Origin of the sequence: Bacillus sp. OV322 (assembly GCF_900112495.1) — a bacterium.
Lineage (GTDB): Bacteria > Bacillota > Bacilli > Bacillales > DSM-1321 > Peribacillus.
The window spans coordinates 352828-372342 of sequence record NZ_FOMA01000005.1 but is presented as its reverse complement, the minus strand read 5'-3'; the positions used below and the strand labels follow the sequence as shown (position 1 = coordinate 372342).

General features: G+C 39.9%; 17 protein-coding genes. 12 read left to right on the top strand and 5 right to left on the bottom strand.

Translation table 11 applies throughout. From position 1 onward, the window contains the following. Window positions 1–41: 41 nt before the first annotated feature. The 7 genes from BM126_RS14595 to BM126_RS14565 all read left to right on the top strand — a co-directional run bounded on the left by BM126_RS14595 (window position 42) and on the right by BM126_RS14565 (window position 9310). On the top strand, window positions 42–1409 hold the full coding sequence (locus BM126_RS14595; RefSeq protein WP_090990173.1) for an NAD(P)-dependent oxidoreductase: 1368 nt from the start codon (window positions 42–44) through the stop codon (window positions 1407–1409). Window positions 1410–1431: 22 nt separating this feature from the next. Beyond that, a complete protein-coding gene (preA, locus tag BM126_RS14590) occupies window positions 1432–2712 on the top strand; it encodes an NAD-dependent dihydropyrimidine dehydrogenase subunit PreA (protein ID WP_090990172.1) in 1281 nt (426 codons plus the stop codon). A gap of 11 nt (window positions 2713–2723) precedes the next feature. Next, on the top strand, window positions 2724–4139 hold the full coding sequence (gene hydA / locus BM126_RS14585) for a dihydropyrimidinase (protein ID WP_090990171.1): 1416 nt from the start codon (window positions 2724–2726) through the stop codon (window positions 4137–4139). Between the two features lie 78 nt (window positions 4140–4217). Next, window positions 4218–4442: a hypothetical protein gene (locus BM126_RS14580; protein ID WP_090990170.1), complete on the top strand. Its 225-nt coding sequence runs from the start codon at window positions 4218–4220 to the stop codon at window positions 4440–4442. 181 nt (window positions 4443–4623) lie between these two features. Beyond that, window positions 4624–6240 carry a PucR family transcriptional regulator gene (locus BM126_RS14575; RefSeq protein WP_090990169.1) on the top strand — a complete coding sequence of 539 codons (1617 nt, stop codon included), beginning with the start codon at window positions 4624–4626 and terminating at the stop codon, window positions 6238–6240. A gap of 241 nt (window positions 6241–6481) precedes the next feature. Continuing rightward, window positions 6482–7942, top strand: coding sequence for a CoA-acylating methylmalonate-semialdehyde dehydrogenase (locus BM126_RS14570; RefSeq protein ID WP_090990168.1), 1461 nt, complete (start codon window positions 6482–6484; stop codon window positions 7940–7942). 30 nt (window positions 7943–7972) lie between these two features. Then, window positions 7973–9310: an aspartate aminotransferase family protein gene (locus BM126_RS14565; RefSeq protein ID WP_090990167.1), complete on the top strand. Its 1338-nt coding sequence runs from the start codon at window positions 7973–7975 to the stop codon at window positions 9308–9310. Window positions 9311–9430: 120 nt separating this feature from the next. Here the strand turns inward: BM126_RS14565 and BM126_RS14560 are convergent, their stop codons facing one another. Both BM126_RS14560 and BM126_RS14555 read right to left on the bottom strand, forming a co-directional pair. Continuing rightward, window positions 9431–10474 carry an alpha/beta fold hydrolase gene (locus tag BM126_RS14560; protein WP_090990166.1) on the bottom strand — a complete coding sequence of 348 codons (1044 nt, stop codon included), beginning with the start codon at window positions 10472–10474 and terminating at the stop codon, window positions 9431–9433. Further along, window positions 10461–10991, bottom strand: a complete 531-nt coding sequence (locus BM126_RS14555) for a hypothetical protein (RefSeq protein WP_090990165.1) — start codon at window positions 10989–10991, stop codon at window positions 10461–10463. Before BM126_RS14555 ends, BM126_RS14560 begins: the two co-directional genes overlap by 14 nt. An 831-nt stretch (window positions 10992–11822) precedes the next feature. Here BM126_RS14555 and BM126_RS22470 point away from each other — a divergent pair. Beyond that, window positions 11823–12005, top strand: a complete 183-nt coding sequence (locus tag BM126_RS22470) for a hypothetical protein (protein ID WP_177201443.1) — start codon at window positions 11823–11825, stop codon at window positions 12003–12005. Window positions 12006–12040: 35 nt separating this feature from the next. Here the strand turns inward: BM126_RS22470 and BM126_RS14550 are convergent, their stop codons facing one another. After that, window positions 12041–13093 carry a lactonase family protein gene (locus tag BM126_RS14550; RefSeq protein ID WP_090990164.1) on the bottom strand — a complete coding sequence of 351 codons (1053 nt, stop codon included), beginning with the start codon at window positions 13091–13093 and terminating at the stop codon, window positions 12041–12043. Between the two features lie 241 nt (window positions 13094–13334). Here BM126_RS14550 and BM126_RS14545 point away from each other — a divergent pair, with 241 nt between their 5' ends. Both BM126_RS14545 and BM126_RS14540 read left to right on the top strand, forming a co-directional pair. Beyond that, window positions 13335–14579 carry a YeeE/YedE family protein gene (locus BM126_RS14545; protein WP_090990163.1) on the top strand — a complete coding sequence of 415 codons (1245 nt, stop codon included), beginning with the start codon at window positions 13335–13337 and terminating at the stop codon, window positions 14577–14579. Between the two features lie 304 nt (window positions 14580–14883). Next, window positions 14884–15243, top strand: coding sequence for a hypothetical protein (locus BM126_RS14540; protein ID WP_141770077.1), 360 nt, complete (start codon window positions 14884–14886; stop codon window positions 15241–15243). 43 nt (window positions 15244–15286) lie between these two features. Here the strand turns inward: BM126_RS14540 and BM126_RS14535 are convergent, their stop codons facing one another. Next, window positions 15287–16504 carry an MFS transporter gene (locus BM126_RS14535; RefSeq protein ID WP_090990161.1) on the bottom strand — a complete coding sequence of 406 codons (1218 nt, stop codon included), beginning with the start codon at window positions 16502–16504 and terminating at the stop codon, window positions 15287–15289. Window positions 16505–16738: 234 nt separating this feature from the next. On the opposite strand from BM126_RS14535, the gene BM126_RS14530 reads away from it, so the two are divergent. Both BM126_RS14530 and BM126_RS14525 read left to right on the top strand, forming a co-directional pair. Further along, complete coding sequence (locus BM126_RS14530; RefSeq protein ID WP_090990160.1) at window positions 16739–17683, top strand: phosphotransferase; 945 nt, start codon at window positions 16739–16741, stop codon at window positions 17681–17683. A gap of 220 nt (window positions 17684–17903) precedes the next feature. Further along, window positions 17904–18626, top strand: a complete 723-nt coding sequence (locus tag BM126_RS14525; RefSeq protein WP_090990159.1) for a CBS domain-containing protein — start codon at window positions 17904–17906, stop codon at window positions 18624–18626. Window positions 18627–18814: 188 nt separating this feature from the next. Here the strand turns inward: BM126_RS14525 and BM126_RS14520 are convergent, their stop codons facing one another. Beyond that, window positions 18815–19477 (bottom strand): LrgB family protein, encoded by a 663-nt coding sequence (locus BM126_RS14520; protein WP_371261452.1) that lies wholly within the window; start codon window positions 19475–19477, stop codon window positions 18815–18817. Between the last annotated feature and the right edge of the window lie 38 nt (window positions 19478–19515).

Genomic DNA, 19515 nt, shown 5'->3' with positions numbered 1-19515 from the left:
ATATTTATATAAAGGAAAATAGCCAAGAAGGGAGAACGTTCATGAATAAAGCTGAAAGAATATCTCTGCATCAGCTGGAACAGAATTTTGAAGAAATTGAACCTGCTTTGACAAACCGCCAGGCTATTGAAGAAGCAAATCGATGTTTATATTGCTATGATGCCCCTTGTATTAAAGCTTGCCCTACAGATATAGATATTCCTTCTTTCATCAAAAAAATTGCATCCGGCAATTTAAAAGGTTCGGCTAAAACAATTATGACTGCAAATCCTGTAGGTGCAAGCTGTTCGAGGGTATGCCCTACAGAAGAGCTATGCGAAGGAGCTTGTGTGCTTAATCATTCCACCTCCCCAATCCTGATTGGAAATCTTCAAAGATATGCAACGGACTGGGCGATCAGCAATGAAGCAATCCTTTTTAAGGCCGGAAAAAAGACCGGGAAGAAGGTAGCTATTATAGGGGGCGGCCCCGCCGGTTTATCTGCTGCAAGGGAGCTTGCTATTTTGGGACATTCGGTCACAATATTTGAGGCCAAGGAAAAAGCGGGAGGAATGGATACATACGGGATCGTTTCTTTCCGTCTCCCTCAAAGCATATCATACTGGGAAATTCAGCAAGTAAAAAACCTGGATGTGGAAATCAGAACAAATACGGCAGTAGGCACAGATATCGCTCCAAAAGCCATATTAGATAATTATGATGCTGTTGTACTTGCAATTGGCATGTCTGAGGTTCCAAAGTTAGGAATTGACGGCGAGGAATTAGACGGTGTTTATGATGCGATTTCGTTTGTTGAAGCTACGAAAACAGGAACACTTACCAAAGACTTAATAGGAAAAAAAGTTGCAGTAATCGGTGCAGGAAATACGGCAATAGACGCTGCCACTTGTTCTGTCCGCTTAGGTGCAGAAGACGTCAAAATCATTTATCGGCGATCTATTGATGAAATGACAGCCTATGACTTTGAATACGAATTTGCGATACATGATAATGTGGATTTCCAATGGCTCACTGCACCTGTAAGGATTATTTCTGATGGCCAGGGCAGGGTATCTGCAATTGAATGCATCAAAATGATCTTAAGTGAACCTGGCGACGATGGGCGGAGAAATCCGCTGCCATTACAGGGCTCTGAATTTACCCTGGAAATAGACGCGGTTATCAGAGCAATTGGACAATCCCGTTATATATCTTTATTAGAAGAATTTGGTGTTGAACAAAGAGGAGGAGTGGTCAAGCTTATCCCTGATTCATATAAAACCACTTGCGATAAAGTATATGCCTGCGGTGATGTGACTTTTGGAAAAGGACAGGGTGAAGCAATGGTGGTTTCCGCTGCACAGCAGGGAAAACTGACAGCCTATGAAGTTCATAAAAGTCTTGCAGGCGAAGTAACCGCAACTGCCTAAATAGCTAAAAAGGAGGCATAACATGGCTGATCTACACATTAATCTTGCAGGGATAAAATCACCTAATCCCTTTTGGCTTGCTTCAGCTCCCCCGACCAATTCAGGCTACCAGGTGCAAAGAGCATTTGAAGCAGGATGGGGCGGAGCTGTATGGAAAACACTCGGAGACCCAATTTTGAATGTAACCTCCCGTTTTGCTGCAATCGGGTTCAATGGCCAGAGAGTGGCAGGCTTTAATAATATTGAACTGATTACTGACAGACCCCTAGAAGTGAATTTAAAGGAAATCTACGAAACAAAAAAAAGGTTTCCGGATCATGCTATCATCGCCTCCTTAATGGTTGAGCCAAAACAGGAGAAATGGCATGAAATTGTTAAACGTGTAGAAGATGCAGGAGTAGACGGTTTTGAGCTTAATTTCGGCTGTCCCCATGGAATGGCGGAACGGGGAATGGGCTCCGCTTCAGGACAAGTACCTGAACTCGTAGAAAAACAGACATATTGGGCTAAAGAAGCCGCACGCTCACCCGTTATCGTAAAGTTAACTCCCAATATAACAGATATAACGGTGACAGCAGAAGCTGCCGTAAGAGGCGGAGCAGACGCCGTCAGTATGATTAATACGATAAACAGTCTTGCAGGGGTTGATATTCATTCCTGGAATACTATTCCTCATGTAGCTGGAAAAGGGGCACATGGCGGATATTGCGGTCCGGCAGTCAAGCCTATTGCCTTGAATATGGTAGCGGAATGTGCCCGGAATGCACTTATAGATGTGCCAATTTCAGGAATAGGAGGAATATCCAATTGGCAGGATGCCGTTGAATTTATTTTAATGGGTGCTACTGGAGTTCAAGTATGTACAGCGGCTATGCATCATGGTTTTAGAATAGTAGAAGATATGATAGAAGGACTATCCAATTATTTAGATGAAAAAGGCTTAGCCTCCGTCATGGATCTTGTAGGAAAATCCGTTGGCCGCTACTCAAACTGGGGAGAGCTCGATCTAAATTATAAAGTAGCAGCCAGAATCAATACAGAAGTATGCATTAAGTGTAATAAATGCCATATTGCTTGTGAAGATACCTCACATCAATGTATTGATATTCTTACCGGAGAAAATGGAAACTCTTATTTGCGTGTACGGGAAGAAGATTGCGTGGGGTGCAATCTTTGTTCCATCGTTTGCCCGGTTGATGGGGCAATTGATATGGTTGAACTAGAAAGGCAGCTGCCGCCGATGACATGGAATCAAAGACAAAGTGCAATTGGAATGCTTGGTGAAAGAGACCTGGTTAAATAGGAGGGTATACTATGAAAAAAATAATCCGAAACGGAAAAATTGTCACTGCATCAGATGTCTATAAAGCAGATATATTAATAGAAAACGAAAAAATATCAGCTATTGGGATAAATCTCAATGCAGAGGGTGCAGAAATAATCGATGCTGCCGGTTCTTATATTTTTCCTGGCGGAATTGATCCCCACACACATTTGGATATGCCCTTTGGCGGAACAGTTACAAAGGATGATTTTGAAACTGGAACAATTGGTGCGGCGTACGGCGGAACGACAACTATTATCGATTTTTGTTTAACGGAAAAAGGGGAACCATTAAAAAAAGCCATCGATGTCTGGCATGAAAAGTCCAGGGACAAAGCAGTCATTGACTATAGTTTTCATTTAATGATTTCAGAGATAAATGAAGATGTACTTAATGAGATTCCTAAAGTAATTGAAGAAGAGGGGATCACTTCTTTTAAGGTGTTTATGGCTTATAAAAATGTTTTTCAGGCAGATGATGAAACTCTCTTCCGGACACTTGTTACAGCAAAGGAACATGGGGCCCTGGTGATGGTGCATGCAGAAAATGGGGATGTTATCGATTATTTAACAAAAAAAGCACTTGAAGAAGGTAAAACTGAACCTATTTATCATGCATTAACCCGCCCACCCGAAATTGAAGGAGAAGCAACGGGCAGGGCTGCACAGCTTGCCGGCCTTGCAAATTCACAATTATATGTCGTCCATGTATCCTGCCAGGATGCGGCAGAAAAAATTATAGAAGCAAGAAAAAAAGGGTTTGATGTGTGGGGAGAAACATGCCCACAATACCTCGTGTTAGATCAATCCTACATGGAAAAGCCTGACTTTGAAGGAGCAAAGTATGTCTGGTCCCCTCCGCTTCGGGAAAAACATCATCAGGATTTTCTATGGAATGCACTGAAAAGCGGTCAGCTGCAGACTATTGGCTCTGATCAATGCTCCTTCGACTTTAAAGGACAGAAGGATTTGGGAAGAAATGATTTCACAAAAATACCTAACGGGGGCCCGATGATTGAAGACCGAATGAGCATCCTTTTTTCAGAGGGTGTTATGAAAGATCGGATCACCTTAAATCAATTTGTTGATATCACTGCCACAAGAGCCGCCAAGCTGTTTGGTCTTTATCCTCAGAAAGGAACGATTGCCGTTGGATCAGATGCTGACTTGGTAATATTTGATCCATCAGTAAAAAGAGTGCTTTCTGCAGAAACACATCATACTGCTGTCGATTATAGCGCTTTTGAAGGTATGGAGATAACAGGGGAGCCTGTAACTGTTTTATCCAGGGGCAGTTTTGTCATAAAAAACAAGCATTTTATAGGGGAGCCAGGAAAAGGGCATTATCTTAAACGCTCAAAATATGGAAAAGAATCTAAAACCAGGGTAGAAGAGCTTTCCTTATAGAAAAATCTTTTCCAGACTGAGCCACTTCGCCTGGCCTAAGTCAGCTGATTGCTTAAAATGTGCGGAAGGGTGAGCGGAATGTCAGATTTCCAGGAGTTCCTTGAGGAAAAAGAAAAGATTGATAGCCTGGTGAACCAGGGGTACAGAATAGAACATATTACTGAAAATCTCAGCGGTGCGTTTGTAGACTTTAAAAAATCTAAAGAAGTAAATGAATATCAGCAGCTTCATATTAAAACAGCAGAAGGCAGAAAATATTTCTCTGTATTTTTATTAGAAGCAGCTTACATCAGCAAAAAATAATACCCGCAAATATTGCAGGAAATGTCTAACAATATCCCTTTTTATCCTATTTTAGAGACATGAAGAAAATCATGTCTCTTTTTGATGTTAGAAAAACTGACAGTCCTATGGCTGAGATGACTGATTTTTATTATAATTAACATAATATGAAACAATCATAATAGGAAATGAGGCTGCAGCAATGAATTCTTTTATTACAATAGAAGAAATCTTAAAGCGAAAACACTTTGATAAAAGCTGCATAGCAGCAGGAAATCACGGTATACAGCGTTTAGTAAAGTGGGTGCATGTTGTAGAATCCACCCAAGTCAACCACTTGCTGAATGGAAATGAATTAATTCTTACCACCGGCCTTGGCTGGAAAGATGATGAATCATTATTTATGCCATTCTTACAGGAGCTGATTGCAGCCCAGGCCTCTGGAATATGCATAGAATTGGGCACCAATATTGTTAACATTCCTCAAGAAGCAATTGAATTAGCTGACCGCAGCAAATTTCCTATCATCCTTTTTCATCATGAAGTACCCTTTGTCGAAATAACCCACGATTTGCATTCCATCATCATTAATAAGCAATACCTTTTGATCTCAAACATTGAAAATTACTCCCAGGAGCTAAACAAAAACCTATTGGAAATCGACCATTATGAGCAAATACTTAAGTTTTTGCAAAATTACTTGGATCTTCAGGTATTAATTGTTTTCAATGACAATAAATCGCTCGCTTTCCCTATTATAAGGGGAAAAGAGCTGAAGTTATTGCTTGAACAGATAAAAGAATATGACCGCATTCAGCATACATCCATGTTAAAACAGACGATCACAATTCTTGGAGAAAGCTATGCAGAACTGATTATTTATGCCAAACACCGTATGTTGAATGAATTCGATCTCATTATTTTAGATCGGACTGCCACTGCACTTGCTCAGCATTTCTTAAGGGATTTATATGTGGAGGAAAGAAAACTAGCCGAAGAAAGCAAATGGATCAGAAGCTGGCTGGATGGCGAATATAGCGAAGAGGTTGTCCGCAGCCAGCTTTCATACAGCCATCCGCAAACCAATCTAAATGGCGGGACGGTCTGCATTTGTAAGCTTCAGGCAGCTTCCAATAAAAATTCCTCAGTAGACCGCACATATTTTAAATTATTGTTCAGGACAGTTTTCGAACAAAGCGGATTTCAGCTATTTTCTACCGAAATTCAGCATAATCTGATTTTTATTCTAGGCGATAAACGAAATCCGGATAATTGGAAAGAAAGGATGACTGATGCTTTTAACAGGATAAATAAAGCTGAAAACAGCGGGAGAAAGAGATTAATCGGTATTTCATACGGAGTTGGAAAATATGTAACTGATTTGGGAGATGTGCATAAGAGCTATCAATCAGCTAAAGAGACACTTCTTCTTCAGGATTCCCTTGCTGAAGAAAACAAAAGCTTTTTTTATCAGGATCTTCATATGCACAGGATTTTATCTTTAGTTAAACAGCATAGCAACCTGGAGGAAACAGTAAATGAATATCTTGAGCCAGTGCTGAATTATGACAGACGGAATAACGGTGAATTACTTAGGACATTGAAAACCTATCTCGCCTGCAGCGGATCTAAACAGGAAACTTCAAGCAGGCTGTTTATTGTCAGGCAAACCTTATATCATCGGCTAGAAAAACTGGAAAAGCTTCTCGGCCAAAATTTCATGAAGTCCGAGAAACGGCTTGAGCTTGAATTCATGGTGCTTGCACACGAATATTTGACAAGCTCAAAAAAAAACCTGAAGCTCAAGGCAGAAATCTGAGTCTTAGCTGGCGGGGAGAAAATAAAGTCCTAGATTCATAATTTATTTGTCAGAAATGTAAAGCGATACTTGCCTTTTAGTATCGTTTTTTTATTGAAGAATTTCATGGTAATTTTCTTGTACAGTGCAACAAACTGTAGGAATTTCGATTATATTCTTTTACATAGTGTCTAATGAAGCCAATCCATACGGCTACTATAATAAAGTCAATATATATGACATTTTTCTGGAGGGGATTAACATGACAGTTACAAAGCCGGCAGTTGAGATTTTAAAGAATTTTGTAGGCGGAAAGTGGGTGGATTCTTCCAGCGGAAAATTTGAGGATGTGCCTAACCCTGCAACAGGGGAGCTATTGGCGAGTGTGCCTCTTTCTTCGCAGGAAGAATTAAATTCTGCTGTTGCAGCTGCAAAGGAAGCGTTCAAAAGCTGGCGTAAAGTTGCGGTTCCGCAAAGAGCAAGGATTTTGTTCAAATATCACCAGCTTCTCACCGAGAATTGGGAAAGCCTTGCAAAATTAGTAACACAGGAGAATGGAAAGAGCTATGAAGAGGCTTACGGGGAAGTGCTTCGGGGAATTGAATGCGTTGAATTTGCCTCAGGAGTACCAAGCCTTATGCAAGGGTATCAGCTTCCTGATATTGCAACAGGCATAGAATCTGGCATGTACCGCTACCCTATTGGGGTCATCGGCGGAATAACACCATTCAACTTTCCTATGATGGTGCCTTGCTGGATGTTCCCGCTTGCTATTGCATGCGGAAATACATTTGTCCTAAAACCTTCTGAAAGAACGCCTCTTTTGGCAAACAAACTGGCTGAGCTCCTTAAAGAGGCAGGTTTGCCTGATGGTGTTCTAAATGTAGTGCATGGTGCACATGATGTAGTGAATGGTTTATTAAGCCATGAAGATATTAAAGCCATTTCTTTTGTCGGCTCACAGCCGGTAGCGGAGTATGTTTATAAAACAGCTGCCGCAAATGGCAAGCGCGTACAAGCGCTTGCAGGTGCTAAAAATCATTCAATCGTGCTTCCTGACGCTGACATGGATAATGCTGTGAGGAATATAACAATGGCTGCTTTTGGTTCTGCCGGTGAACGGTGCATGGCTGCTTCAGTTGTTGTTGCCGTGGGAAATACAGCGGATGAACTGGTTAGCCGGCTTAAGCAGGCTGCAGATGGGATCATTATGGGGAACGGCATTGACAAAGATGTCTTTCTTGGACCTGTAATCCGTGAAGCCCATAAAGAAAGAACACTTCAATATATTCAGCATGGCGAGCTTCAGGGAGCACGGCTTGTTAGGGATGGAAGAAAGGACGATGGTCCGGAAGGCGGCTACTTTATAGGACCGACAATCTTTGACGAAGTGCATACGGATATGAAAATTTGGAAGGATGAAATTTTTGCTCCCGTCCTTTCAGTAGTACGGGTAAATACTCTCGATGAAGCAATTGAATTGACAAATAAATCGGAATTTGCAAATGGTGCATGCATCTATACGGATAGTGCGAAAGCTGTACGTCTGTTCAGGGATGAAATCGATGCAGGTATGCTTGGTGTAAATCTCGGTGTTCCTGCACCAATGGCATTTTTCCCTTTTTCAGGCTACAAAAAATCATTTTATGGAGATCTGCATGCAAATGGAAAAGATGGAGTGGAATTTTACACTAGAAAAAAAATGCTGACAGCAAGGTACTAACGCAATTCTACAAAGAATGGAGCTGATAGTATGCAAAATACTGGGAAAACACAATCACTTCAGGAACTGGATGAAAAATATTTATGGCATTCCATGAAGGGGTCGGCACCTGGACAGTCACACATGATAATCAAAGAAGGAAACGGTGCATGGATAACAGATAGTGAAGGCAGCCGTTACCTCGATGGAATGTCGGGTTTATGGTGCGTAAACGTTGGTTATGGAAGGCATGAACTTGCAGATGCAGCTTATCAGCAGCTTAAGGAGCTCGCTTATTTTCCTTTAACGCAAAGCCATGCACCTGCCATTAAGCTTGCAGAAAAGTTAAATGAATGGCTGGGAGAAGACTACGTAATTTTCTTTTCCAACAGCGGATCGGAAGCGAACGAGGCAGCATTTAAGATAACACGCCAGTATCACCAGCAAACAGGAGGGCATAACCGATATAAATTCATTTCCAGGTACAGATCCTATCATGGAAATACAATGGGTGCTTTAGCTGCGACTGGCCAGGCACAGAGGAAGTATAAATACGAACCGCTTGGCCAGGGATTCCTGCATGTTGCTCCTCCTGATCTTTATAGAAACCCTGCTGACGCCGCAAGTCTTGCTTCTGCAGAAGAAATTGACCGTGTGATGACATGGGAGGTAAGCGAGACAATTGCTGGAGTCATTATGGAACCTATCATTACCGGGGGAGGGATCCTGATGCCTCCAGATGGTTATATGGCAAGAGTGAAGGAAATTTGCGAAAAACATGGTGCCTTGCTGATTTGTGATGAGGTAATATGCGGCTTCGGAAGGACAGGCAAACCATTTGGATTTATGAATTACGGTGTTTCACCTGATATTATTACAATGGCAAAGGGCATTACAAGCGCATATTTGCCTTTATCCGCCACAGCTGTAAAAAGGGAAATTTATGAAGCCTACGCAGGTACCGAGGCATATGACCGTTTCAGGCACGTTAATACATTTGGAGGAAATCCGGCTGCATGTGCCGTAGCTTTAAAAAACCTGGAAATCTACGAAAATGAGAATTTAATTGGACGTTCAAAAGAGCTGGGAGAAAAACTTCTTATGGATTTACAGGCATTAAGAAAACACCCATATGTTGGGGATGTACGGGGTATAGGGCTCCTTATAGGAATTGAACTAGTACAGAACAAGGAAACTAAAGAACCCTTGCAGCTTGAAAAGGTAACTCGGATTATTGACAGATGCAGGGAGAAAGGACTGATCATTGGAAAGAATGGAGACACAGTGGCAGGCTTTAACAATATCCTGCAGCTGGCACCTCCACTTAGCATTACAGATAACGATATGTCCTTCATTGTTAAAGTTCTTAAAGAGAGTTTATTTGAGTGATAAACTAAATGGGCCATTAAACAGCTAAAATCCCTTTTGCGGGATTTTAGCTGTTTTACAGTCTATTTCATTGCAGCTGTATTCCTGAAATAGACATTATTAAATTTGTATATTAATTTACTAGATAGCATCGGACCTTTCCAGCAGCCATTCTCTTAAATAACCTGGAAGTTCCCCTCCCCAGTTTAATGATGAATGTCCGCTCTTAAGGAGATGGTATGTTTTATCAGGTGTGGTCAATTTCTCCATGACTGGAAGTATCATGTCATGAGGAACCAAACGATCATTTTCATTGGCTACAACCAAAATGTTTGCAGAAATGCTTTCTAATTCTGCGTTTTGCCCAGAAATTAAAAGGCCACCTTCAATCAGCGTATTCTCCTTTACCAGTTCATTTAAAATCTGTTTTACAAAAGCACCAGTCATCGGCACATACGAATTGGCCCAGTGATTGAATCTCCGCCATTTTTTAACATATTCTTTATCATCTGCTTTTTCCAGCAAAGAGAGATAATGGGCAAAATATACTGGGGAAGTAATCAATCGCATTCCTGCTTGTATAGAATTTGCAGGCATAACTTTAAAAACATCAATTAATTCCTCAAAACCTGCTGTATCTTCAAGTTCAAGCAGGGCTTCCATCCATTGATCAAAGACCTGTACTTTGCCGAAATTAATTGGTGCTGCAGACAATATTAGGTTTTTTACAGGCTCCTCTGCTACAGATGCATAAATAGCTGCAAGCGTGCCTCCAAGACAAAACCCCATTACTGATATATCCTTTGCATGTGAATGCTTTAAGGCTCGCTGCACTCCTTTTCCGATGTAATCCGTGATATATTGATCCAGTCCGAGATCGCTGTCTTCATACCCTGGAATACCAAAGTCCAGCAAATAAACTTCAAAACCCTGTTTTACAAATGCCTCAATTAAACTGTATCCTGGAGCTAAATCTAATAATATAGGCTCGTTGACAAGTGAATATATTAAAAAAATTGGTACTTTATATTTTTTTTCTTCAGGTTTGTAATACCAAAGAGTTGCCTTATTTTTTTTCCAGATTGCCATCCGGTCTGTCATTCCCATGTCTGGCATAGGCTCTTTCAAAAGTTCGAAAAAATGTTTCAATTTACTGTCTTCCTGTGGTTTGTTAATATGATCCATGATTATTCTTCTGCTTCATGTTTTTTTTCATACGGGTGCCATCATATAAACCCTCAATTTTTTTCATTTTAATCTTCTCTGCTAAGCGTTCAAACACAACAGATTGTAAGTTTGGTAATGTTTGGCTTTCCTTTTTCGGAGCTTCATATTGTTTTAACCGTGCATTTTCTGAAATATTTAAAACTGGAGTTTCCACTTTTCCTGATTTAATATCGTTAATTTGATCTGACAGCTCTAAAAGAGTTTCTTCTATTTTGTCCACTTTTTCCTCTATTTGAATAGCCAGCTTTGCAACGCTTGCTACATCATTTTTAGTTGGAAAGTTATAGATAATAGAAAGCTGTTCTATATTATTTTGCAGTTTTTTCAGAACTGGCGAAATTTCTTTACCCTCCTGATTTGCTAAAATAATAAAATCTTTTTTATTTAAGAAATCTTGAATGAAAGTATTAAGTTCCTCTTCGGTTTTTACTCCCCACTCCTTAAGTTTCTTATAAAAATCTTGTGAATCAGTCATGACATTTCTCCTTTCTGATTTTTCAAATACATGCTAAGCAAGCAGATGTTAGAACCCTTAAATTCTTTATTATTATAGATAAGCATGTACGTAGTTGTGCTTAAAATAGGGAATAACCAGAGCCTTTTTTCCTGGCTTTATAAATGATAAGGAACTTCTGGATAGAACAGCGAAAATAATTAATTAAATATGTCTCCTTCCGATGTTATTTGCACCAAAATCAAAGAAAAATCCCCCCGGCTGGGAGGTTACAATATATTTTAATTAGCAGAAAATATCTGAAAAAGAAGAACTGCTTCAAAAAAACACTCTGCTTGAGCAGAAAATTTCAAATGATAAACAAAAGTAAAGCGAGCTTATAAAAGAAACACTGCTTTTGAAGAGGAAACAAGGAGATTGTAAGAAGGGCAAAAGGAGCACCAGCTTCCAACAAAAGTTCGCTGAAATGACTGCTTCTTAACACAGAAAATACCTGAAAACGAGAAAAAGCTCCATATCATTGACCACCTTAAACGGCAGCTTTAAGTGGTTAATCAAGAGAATAGTAATCTGAAAGCAGCAGTGCAGAGTGCAAATGAAGCTTTTGAAGAGGAAGCAAAAGAATTGGAAGAACTTAAAAGGAATATTCACATAAAGCAAATGAGCTAGCTGAGGTAAAAAATCTCATATCAGAATCAATAGTAGAAGAATGGAGAACATTCAAAAAGGATTCTGCAACTTGTACAAGAACTTTCCCGTGTAAATAAGCCTTATATGTAAGAAAGTTAAAAGGATAAATAAACTGATGAAGGTACTGTACTGGCCGCCGCATTCTTTGAGCATGGCATACATGTGAGAAGAACACTTATGGATCTATTCAGAATTTCTCAGCAGAACATGAAACCGTATCAGCAAGAAGCCAAGCAAGTAACATCCGGAATATACAGGGAAAGCAGCAGCAAGAAGAAAAGTGAACCGGCGAAAATCATTGGCATTCAGTTAATAGATGATAGAAATAACCCCCTGCTGAATTGAAGTTTCAAATCCAGCAGGGGGTTTTAGTTTTTTTGTTACTGATTCAGAAATTTCACACAAACTGGATAAGGAACAGCCACATCAGATTGCAGAAGCTTTAGCTTGCCTGTCTGTTCATTTCTGCTGAATAGGACAAGGTTTCCAGTTTCCTGGTTAGAAGCTACAATGTATTTGCCAGATGGATCAAGAACAAAATCCCTAGGCCAGTTTCCTTCTGTTGAAGTATACTCAACGAGCTCAAGCAGACCTGTATCCTGATCGATACTGAAAACCGCAATACTGTCATGTCCACGGTTTCCTGCATAAACAAATTTTCCGTCTGGGGAGATATGGATAGCACTGCCTTGGGAATTTTCCTTAAAATCGCCAGGGATGGCAAAAATATACTGCTGCTCCGTAAAGCTACCATCAGCGGAATTATAGGCAAGAGCAATTACTTCGTTTGAGAGCTCTGTCATCACATAGGCAAATTTTCCATTAGGATGGAATCCAATATGCCTTGGACCGCTTCCCGCATGTACGGTAAGGGTGCTCGCCTCAGTTAATTCTGCATCTTTCACTTCATATGTAATAATCTTATCTGTACCTAAATCTATAGCTACAACATATTTTTCGTCAGGAGTGAAGCCGGAAAAGTGGGCATGTGATTTATCCTGGCGATCTTTATTAGGGCCAGATCCTTTATGTTCAATCAATGATACGGCAGCATTCACTTTTCCAGTTTCAGGATCTACTTTAAAAGACTGTACGGTTCCCTGATGATAGTATGCAAGAGCTGCTGTCTCATTGCTGCTGTCAACACTCACATAGCAAGGAGATCCGCCGGGAAAGAGCTGTTTGTTGATTTCACTTAGTTCTCCAGTTTCGCCATTAATTGAATAAGCTGCAATTCCGCCTTGATCACCCTGTTTGGCTACAGAATAAAGATATTTATTATTGCTGCTTACAGTTACATATGTAGGATTTTCAAGTTGGGCTGCAACTTTTACATCACTGATTTTTTCATTTTCAGTATCCAAAGTAAAGGAATAAATTCCTTTGCTGTCTCCTTTGGTGTAGGTTCCAACATATCCAGTGAACTTTGTCATGTTAATTCCTCCAATTTCAGATTTAATCTATTTTACCACAAGCCGCTAATAAAACTATAGGATAAGGCTTATTCCTGCAGAAGTGAAATTTCTTATATGAGTTTTAACGATGAAATCTGCTGTGGAATTCATAAGCTTGCACTTTATTCGAGCAAACCACTTTACATAGAAAACGAAACATATTACCTTTAGATAAGCAGTAAATAATCCGACTAAACTCATAGGATAAGGAGCGAACATAATGGAAAATAGATATTCATCTTGGGGCCACCATGCAACAACAAGAGTTGCTCCACTGAATCCCGTTCAAATTCCGTTTGTAACCGGCGGATCAATAGCAGCCAATGTTTTGTTAATCTGTATTGTAAGAACTGCAAATTGGACACAGGGAGTTCTTTTTATCATCGGTTTAGCTTTAGGGGCAACATTGCTGCATGCCCGATTTGGGTTTACCTCCGCATTCCGCAGACTAATGTCAGTAGGAAATGTCCAGGGGTTGCAGGCGCATATGCTTATGCTGGCTGTTTCCTCTACTTTATTTGCCATTATATTAAGCACAGGTTTTACATTTACTGGATTAAAACCGGCAGGCTATGTTTCTCCTGTAGGCATTAGTGTTGTATTTGGCGCTTTTCTTTTCGGTATAGGCATGCAGCTTGGAGGCGGGTGTGCATCAGGGACCCTGTATTCAGTTGGCGGAGGGTCTTCTTCAATGATCCTGACTCTGCTGGCTTTTATCGGCGGATCGGTTCTGGGAGCATATCATTTTAAATTTTGGATGGAGGATACACCATCATTTCCACCCATTTCTCTTGCTGAATCAACAAGTCTCGGTTATTTTGGAGCTTGGCTGGTTCAGATAATCGCTTTTGCATGTATCTATTGGATCACAATAAAAATTGCAAAAAAGAAAAATCCTCCTGCTATGAAGCCATTGCCGACCATGTTGGGCTGGAAAAAAGTACTGCGGGGATCGTGGCCGCTTTATACCGCTGCGATTATTTTAGCTTTATTGAATGCCCTGACTTTAACCATAAGGGGTAATCCGTGGGGGATAACATCCGCTTTTGCACTATGGGGCGGGAAGTTTTTGCTGGCAATGGGGCTCGATGTATCCTCCTGGAGTTATTTCTCGGGAGCAAACGGGGCAGCGCTTTCCCATACAGTGCTTGCTGATTCTACCAGTGTCATGAATTTTGGCATCATTTTAGGTGCTTTTATTTCAGCATCTTCGCAAGGAACATTCAAGCCAGGCAGAATAAGGCCAGGTGTGGCATTAGCTTCAATCATCGGCGGCCTTATGATGGGCTATGGCTCCCGTCTTGCATTCGGGTGCAATATCGGGGCATATTTTGGAGGTATTGCTTCATTTAGCCTGCATGGCTGGGTATGGATGATAATGGCGATGCTCGGAACTTCATGTGCGTTATTTATAAGGCCATTGTTCGGGTTAAGCAACCCTAAGCCCAATGACTCTGTTTGTTAAGTACTCATCTTGCTTAAGATAAATGCCTGGCAGTATATGAAAGAGTGAGTCAGTTAGAAGGCTTTTATGCAAATCACAGTTCTGAAGTAAATAAAACGGACCCGCATTGCGGTGTCCGTTTTATTACTTCCTAGAACATTGCTGAATATGGCGGGGGCCGATTATACACTTGGAATCAGCCAAATTTAACGGCGTCTTTGATCTGTAAGATGAATATGGATTCAAGTTTGTTTATAGTTAATGCTTCTATTATAATGATACACGATAAATATAATATGAAAGAGTGAAATCTATGTATGATGCTATGATTAAGTCAATTAATGCCTCTGAACTTCCCGAAGAAGATGTGCTGATTAAAAATCTTCGTTCAAAGCTTCCTAAAGTCTATAACGGAAAAAACGCGGCAGAATTTGCTGACGCATTCAGAGAAGTCCTGAAAATAGGTATTGCCATGGATTATAAAACCATGATGCTTTATTTGCCTTCCAGGCCTCAGCTGAGCCAAAACTTAGTTGCTCATTTCCAAAATATTAACAAAGCCATTGCTACCAGATCAGGAAACAAGGACTGGTTCCATGATTTGTTTGCCTTGTTCATTGCACTGCCTGGTATTCTCTCTTTATCATGGGATGAAATTGAAAAACATGTTGTATCTCTAAATTAATAGATAAAAAAATGCCGCCAGATCAACGTCTGCCGGCATTTTTTTATGTCATGGAATGATCAGCCAGCCGATGATTTCGATGGATAACCGTATAAAGTATAATTCCTGCTATCAGCAAAAGGGTGCTTGTTGAGATAAAAACAGCAGAAAAACCGAAATATCCGGCAATAGAACCGCCCATAACCGGCCCTATCATATTACCAAGAAACCTAAGGCTGGTGTTGTAGCCAAGAACCTCACCCTGCATTGAAATTGGCGCTTCCTGGCGGATATATGCTATTCGGACTGGAATTATCCCGCCAATCGCAATTCCAAGTGCAAAGCGGACTGCCACCAGCTCCCATAGGTTTGTTACAAACGCACCAGGGAGGTAAACGATGGTGGATATAAAAAGCAGAAGGACAAGAATTTTTATATAACCGTACCGGTCACCGATTTTACCCCAATAAGTTGCCATTAATAAATTCCCAAGTCCCGCTGCAGAAAAGGCGATTCCCGAGTAAAAAGCGAGATCAGTTTTACCATGCAGCTCCCTCACGTAAAGAGAAAGGATAGGCTGAATGCTGAAGTGCGCTATCTGTACAAGCGCAGAAATTAGCAAAACAGTTAATAAAACTGGATTCTTTACTATATGGGAAATCACTTCCTTACTGGAATACCTTATAGATCTGCTTTCTTTGCTTTCTACTTTGAATTCTTTAGTAGCAAATACCAATAGAGCAGATATGAAAATGGATATTGATGTCCATTTAAATGTTGTCGAGTAGCCCAAAGAGTCAGCCATCAAGCCTCCTAGCATCGGCCCAAGTAAAGATCCGGTAATGCTTCCTGTCTGCAAGGTGCCCAGGACACGCCCTGCAATCTCTTTAGGTGTTTGTGTGGATATGAAAGCTTGTGACATGGAAACAAACCCAGTAAAAAACCCAGTGAGCATCCGTAAGACAAAAAGCTGCCACACAGATGTAACAAATCCCATTAAAAATATGGAAAGTCCCATTCCGAAGGCACAAAATATAAGGATTTTCTTTCTGCCTAATCTGTCGCCGATTCTTCCCCAGATTGGAGATACCAAAAAGGCAGTTACAAAAGTTACGCCAAATGTCAGCCCTGATGAGTGCTGAATATACTTTTCTGAATAATGGCCAAAGGTTCCGATATAGAGAGAAAGAAAAGGAAGAACCATGGTCGTGCTGCCGCCAATGAAAAAGTTGGCAAACCACATAATGACCAGATTCCGTCTGGCATGCTGTATTTTTTCCATTTATTCACTTCTTTCTAATTTTCGATTTCCGTAATATATATAGACTATTATTTCGTTACTCTAAATATTAGTATAAAACTAATGAATAAAGAAAGAAATAATTTTGCACCTTTATTTTTAGATGCCTCACAGGGCACATATAATTCCCGGTTTTAGGTGCATATATCCATTCATTCCATAAGGTTATTCAATGGTATAATATTAGACACATTCATTAACTTTTCGGGAGGGACCATGAAAACATTTTTTGACTATATTGAACCAAGCGGGAAATTGGACAATGGTAAAATAACAAAGAGAGAAAAAATTTACCAGGGAATGAACGGGAAGTATGTTGAAAGATTTTACATAGAAAATGGCCAAAGTTATATCTTTAAACCATTGACCAATACAGATCAGCTTGGAAAGGAAATATGGGCGCAAGAGAGGATTTTATTAAATTTACCGCCCTTTTATCCTAAAATCCTGGCGCACAGCACATCAAATGATCCTGAGAAGAGCTGGATTATTCTTGAGGATATGGGGCCGCTGCTCCATGTTTTTGAAGAAAATACCCTTGCAGAAGTTGTTAAACTTATGGTCCAGTGGCACTCTTTTCCTGTCGGAGAACTAGCAGAAATACCTGTGAAAGGTCCAAAGCCAGGTATCGGACATATCTCAAAAGCAGTAATAAAAAAAAAGGAAGAGACACTGGAGCTTCTGAAGGGCTACTATATATCCGAAGATCTGCTTCATAAGTTTTTCACAAAGTTAGAAAAAACAGTGTTTAATGATGAAATGGTGCTTTCACATGGAGATTTGCATCTTGGCAATTATGCAAAAACAAAGACTTCCATAGTTGTTCTGGATTGGGAGCATGTTCACCTGAATTACAGGCATTGGGACTTGTATCATTTAATTGATATGTCTCATCCTGTTTTCCCTAAAAATCCATCGAGTGAACTGAGAGAAGATATTCTGAATTTGTACTGCAAGCTTGCAGATCAGCAGGGAGCTGCCATAGAACAAGAAAGTTTCTTTAAAGAATATTTTCTTTTCTCTTCTGTTTTTTCAATTTGGATGATTCTTTTGATTTCCTCGGATTTATTAATGGAGAATTCAAAATGGCCTAAAAATCAATTGCACAGCCAGCTTAATGAATCCTTGATCTCGCTAGCACAATGCTTAAATAAAATATAATAGTCAGATGCAGATGCCCCAGCAAATGAATGTTTCATTCTGCTTATTTAAAGTTATTTCATGAACAAGGCTTAAAAATATTTAAATAAAAAATCAATGACAATACTAATTAACGTAAACATTGATGTTTTGTTCAAGAAAGATATTTTTTGACTATGCAAGTTACTAAATCACTTTTTTGGGGAAATAACAAAATAAAAGGATTTAGGGAGCGATTGACATGACTTCAGAAACTCAAACAAGCCAATCTGAAAGGTTTGAAACAGCATTTAACAGGTTACATAAATCCCTTATGCATAATGTGAAAAATGCAAGAAGTGATAAATTCACCGATCTTGTTTATAAAGGGAAGAGCCACGCGTTAATTCGATTCTATGAACATGATTTGTGTCAATTTGCCAAGCTTCGCAATGCCATTGTCCATGAAAAAATTGAAGAAGGCTTTTATATAGCTGAACCGCATATAGATATTGTCGAGAAGATTGAGAGCATGGCCGATGAATTCGAAAAACCTCAATCAGCACTTTCTATTGCAACTAAACCAGTTTACTATTTTTATGAAGATGATAAATTATCTGAAGTACTGGTGCTTATCCGTAAACATTCACACTCACGTTTTCCTGTTTACGATTCGGATGACTGCTATCTTTGGATGCTTACTTCTGCAGAAATTGTAAAATGGATGGCGGATCACTTTTCTGAAACCAGCCTTGATCTAAATAGCATAAAAATTAAAGATATCCATTCTAAGCGTTTCAGGCATCACGTTGAATTTACATCACAGAACAGCACAGTGCTTGATGTGGAAGATATTTTTGAAGAATATCAGCGCAGAAACCAAAAACTTGAAGCTGTGCTGATTACCAAAAATGGAAAGCCATCTGAAAAACCAAACGGTATTATTACTACTTTGGATCTCCTAGAGGCGGAAATAAGCGAGTAACCAATTAAAAAAACGTCTGGATAAGGTACCGGCTCCCGAAAATCAGAATGAAAAATCTGCCTCGCAACCGCCTACCCAGGCGTTTTTCCTTGCTTAAAAGTCCAAGAACAAAGTAACTGCAACAAGCTTGTTTACCAAAGCAAAGGCGAAGCATATACGATATATGCTTCGCCTTTTTAAAATTGATATTAAACACCAGAAGTAAGCTTAGCTGCATGAATCAGCATAGGAATAAGGGAATCTCCCATTAATAAAGTAATCCACGCAGCAAAAATCATGGCAAGAGTTGAAAAAGTACCTTCCTGTTCTCCGTACTCCATTGCCTTGCTGGTTCCAACTCCATGTGCGCTCATTCCAAAAGCCAATCCTCTGGCAATTGGTGATTCAATAGATAGCCATTTAATAGCAGAAGGGCCCATAATTCCTCCCATTATGCCTGTAACAATTACAAATACAGTAGTTAATGCCGGCAGGCCGCCAATTTCCTTGGAGACCTCAATGGCAATTGGAGTAGTAATTGACCGGGGAAGAATGCTGATAATTAAGTCTGGTGCCATTCTCAAAAGCTTAGAGAGGGCGAAGGATGACAAAATGGCAACTATAACACCTGTAGTAATGCTTGTAATAATGATGCCTAGGTTTTTTTTAAGCAGCGCCCTATGCTTATAAATCGGAATGGCAAAAGCAACAGTCGCCGGACCGAGCAAATGAGAAAGCAATCTTGCCGAATGAATATACTGTGTTCCAGAAACATGCAGGCAGCTGATCAGGGCAATCAATGCCAGCGGGCTGATCAAAAGAGGATGCATAAAAAAGTATGATCTTCTTTTATATATTTTTTTTGTAATCATGTAAATGACATAAGTTATTAAGGTGAAAAATACCATGG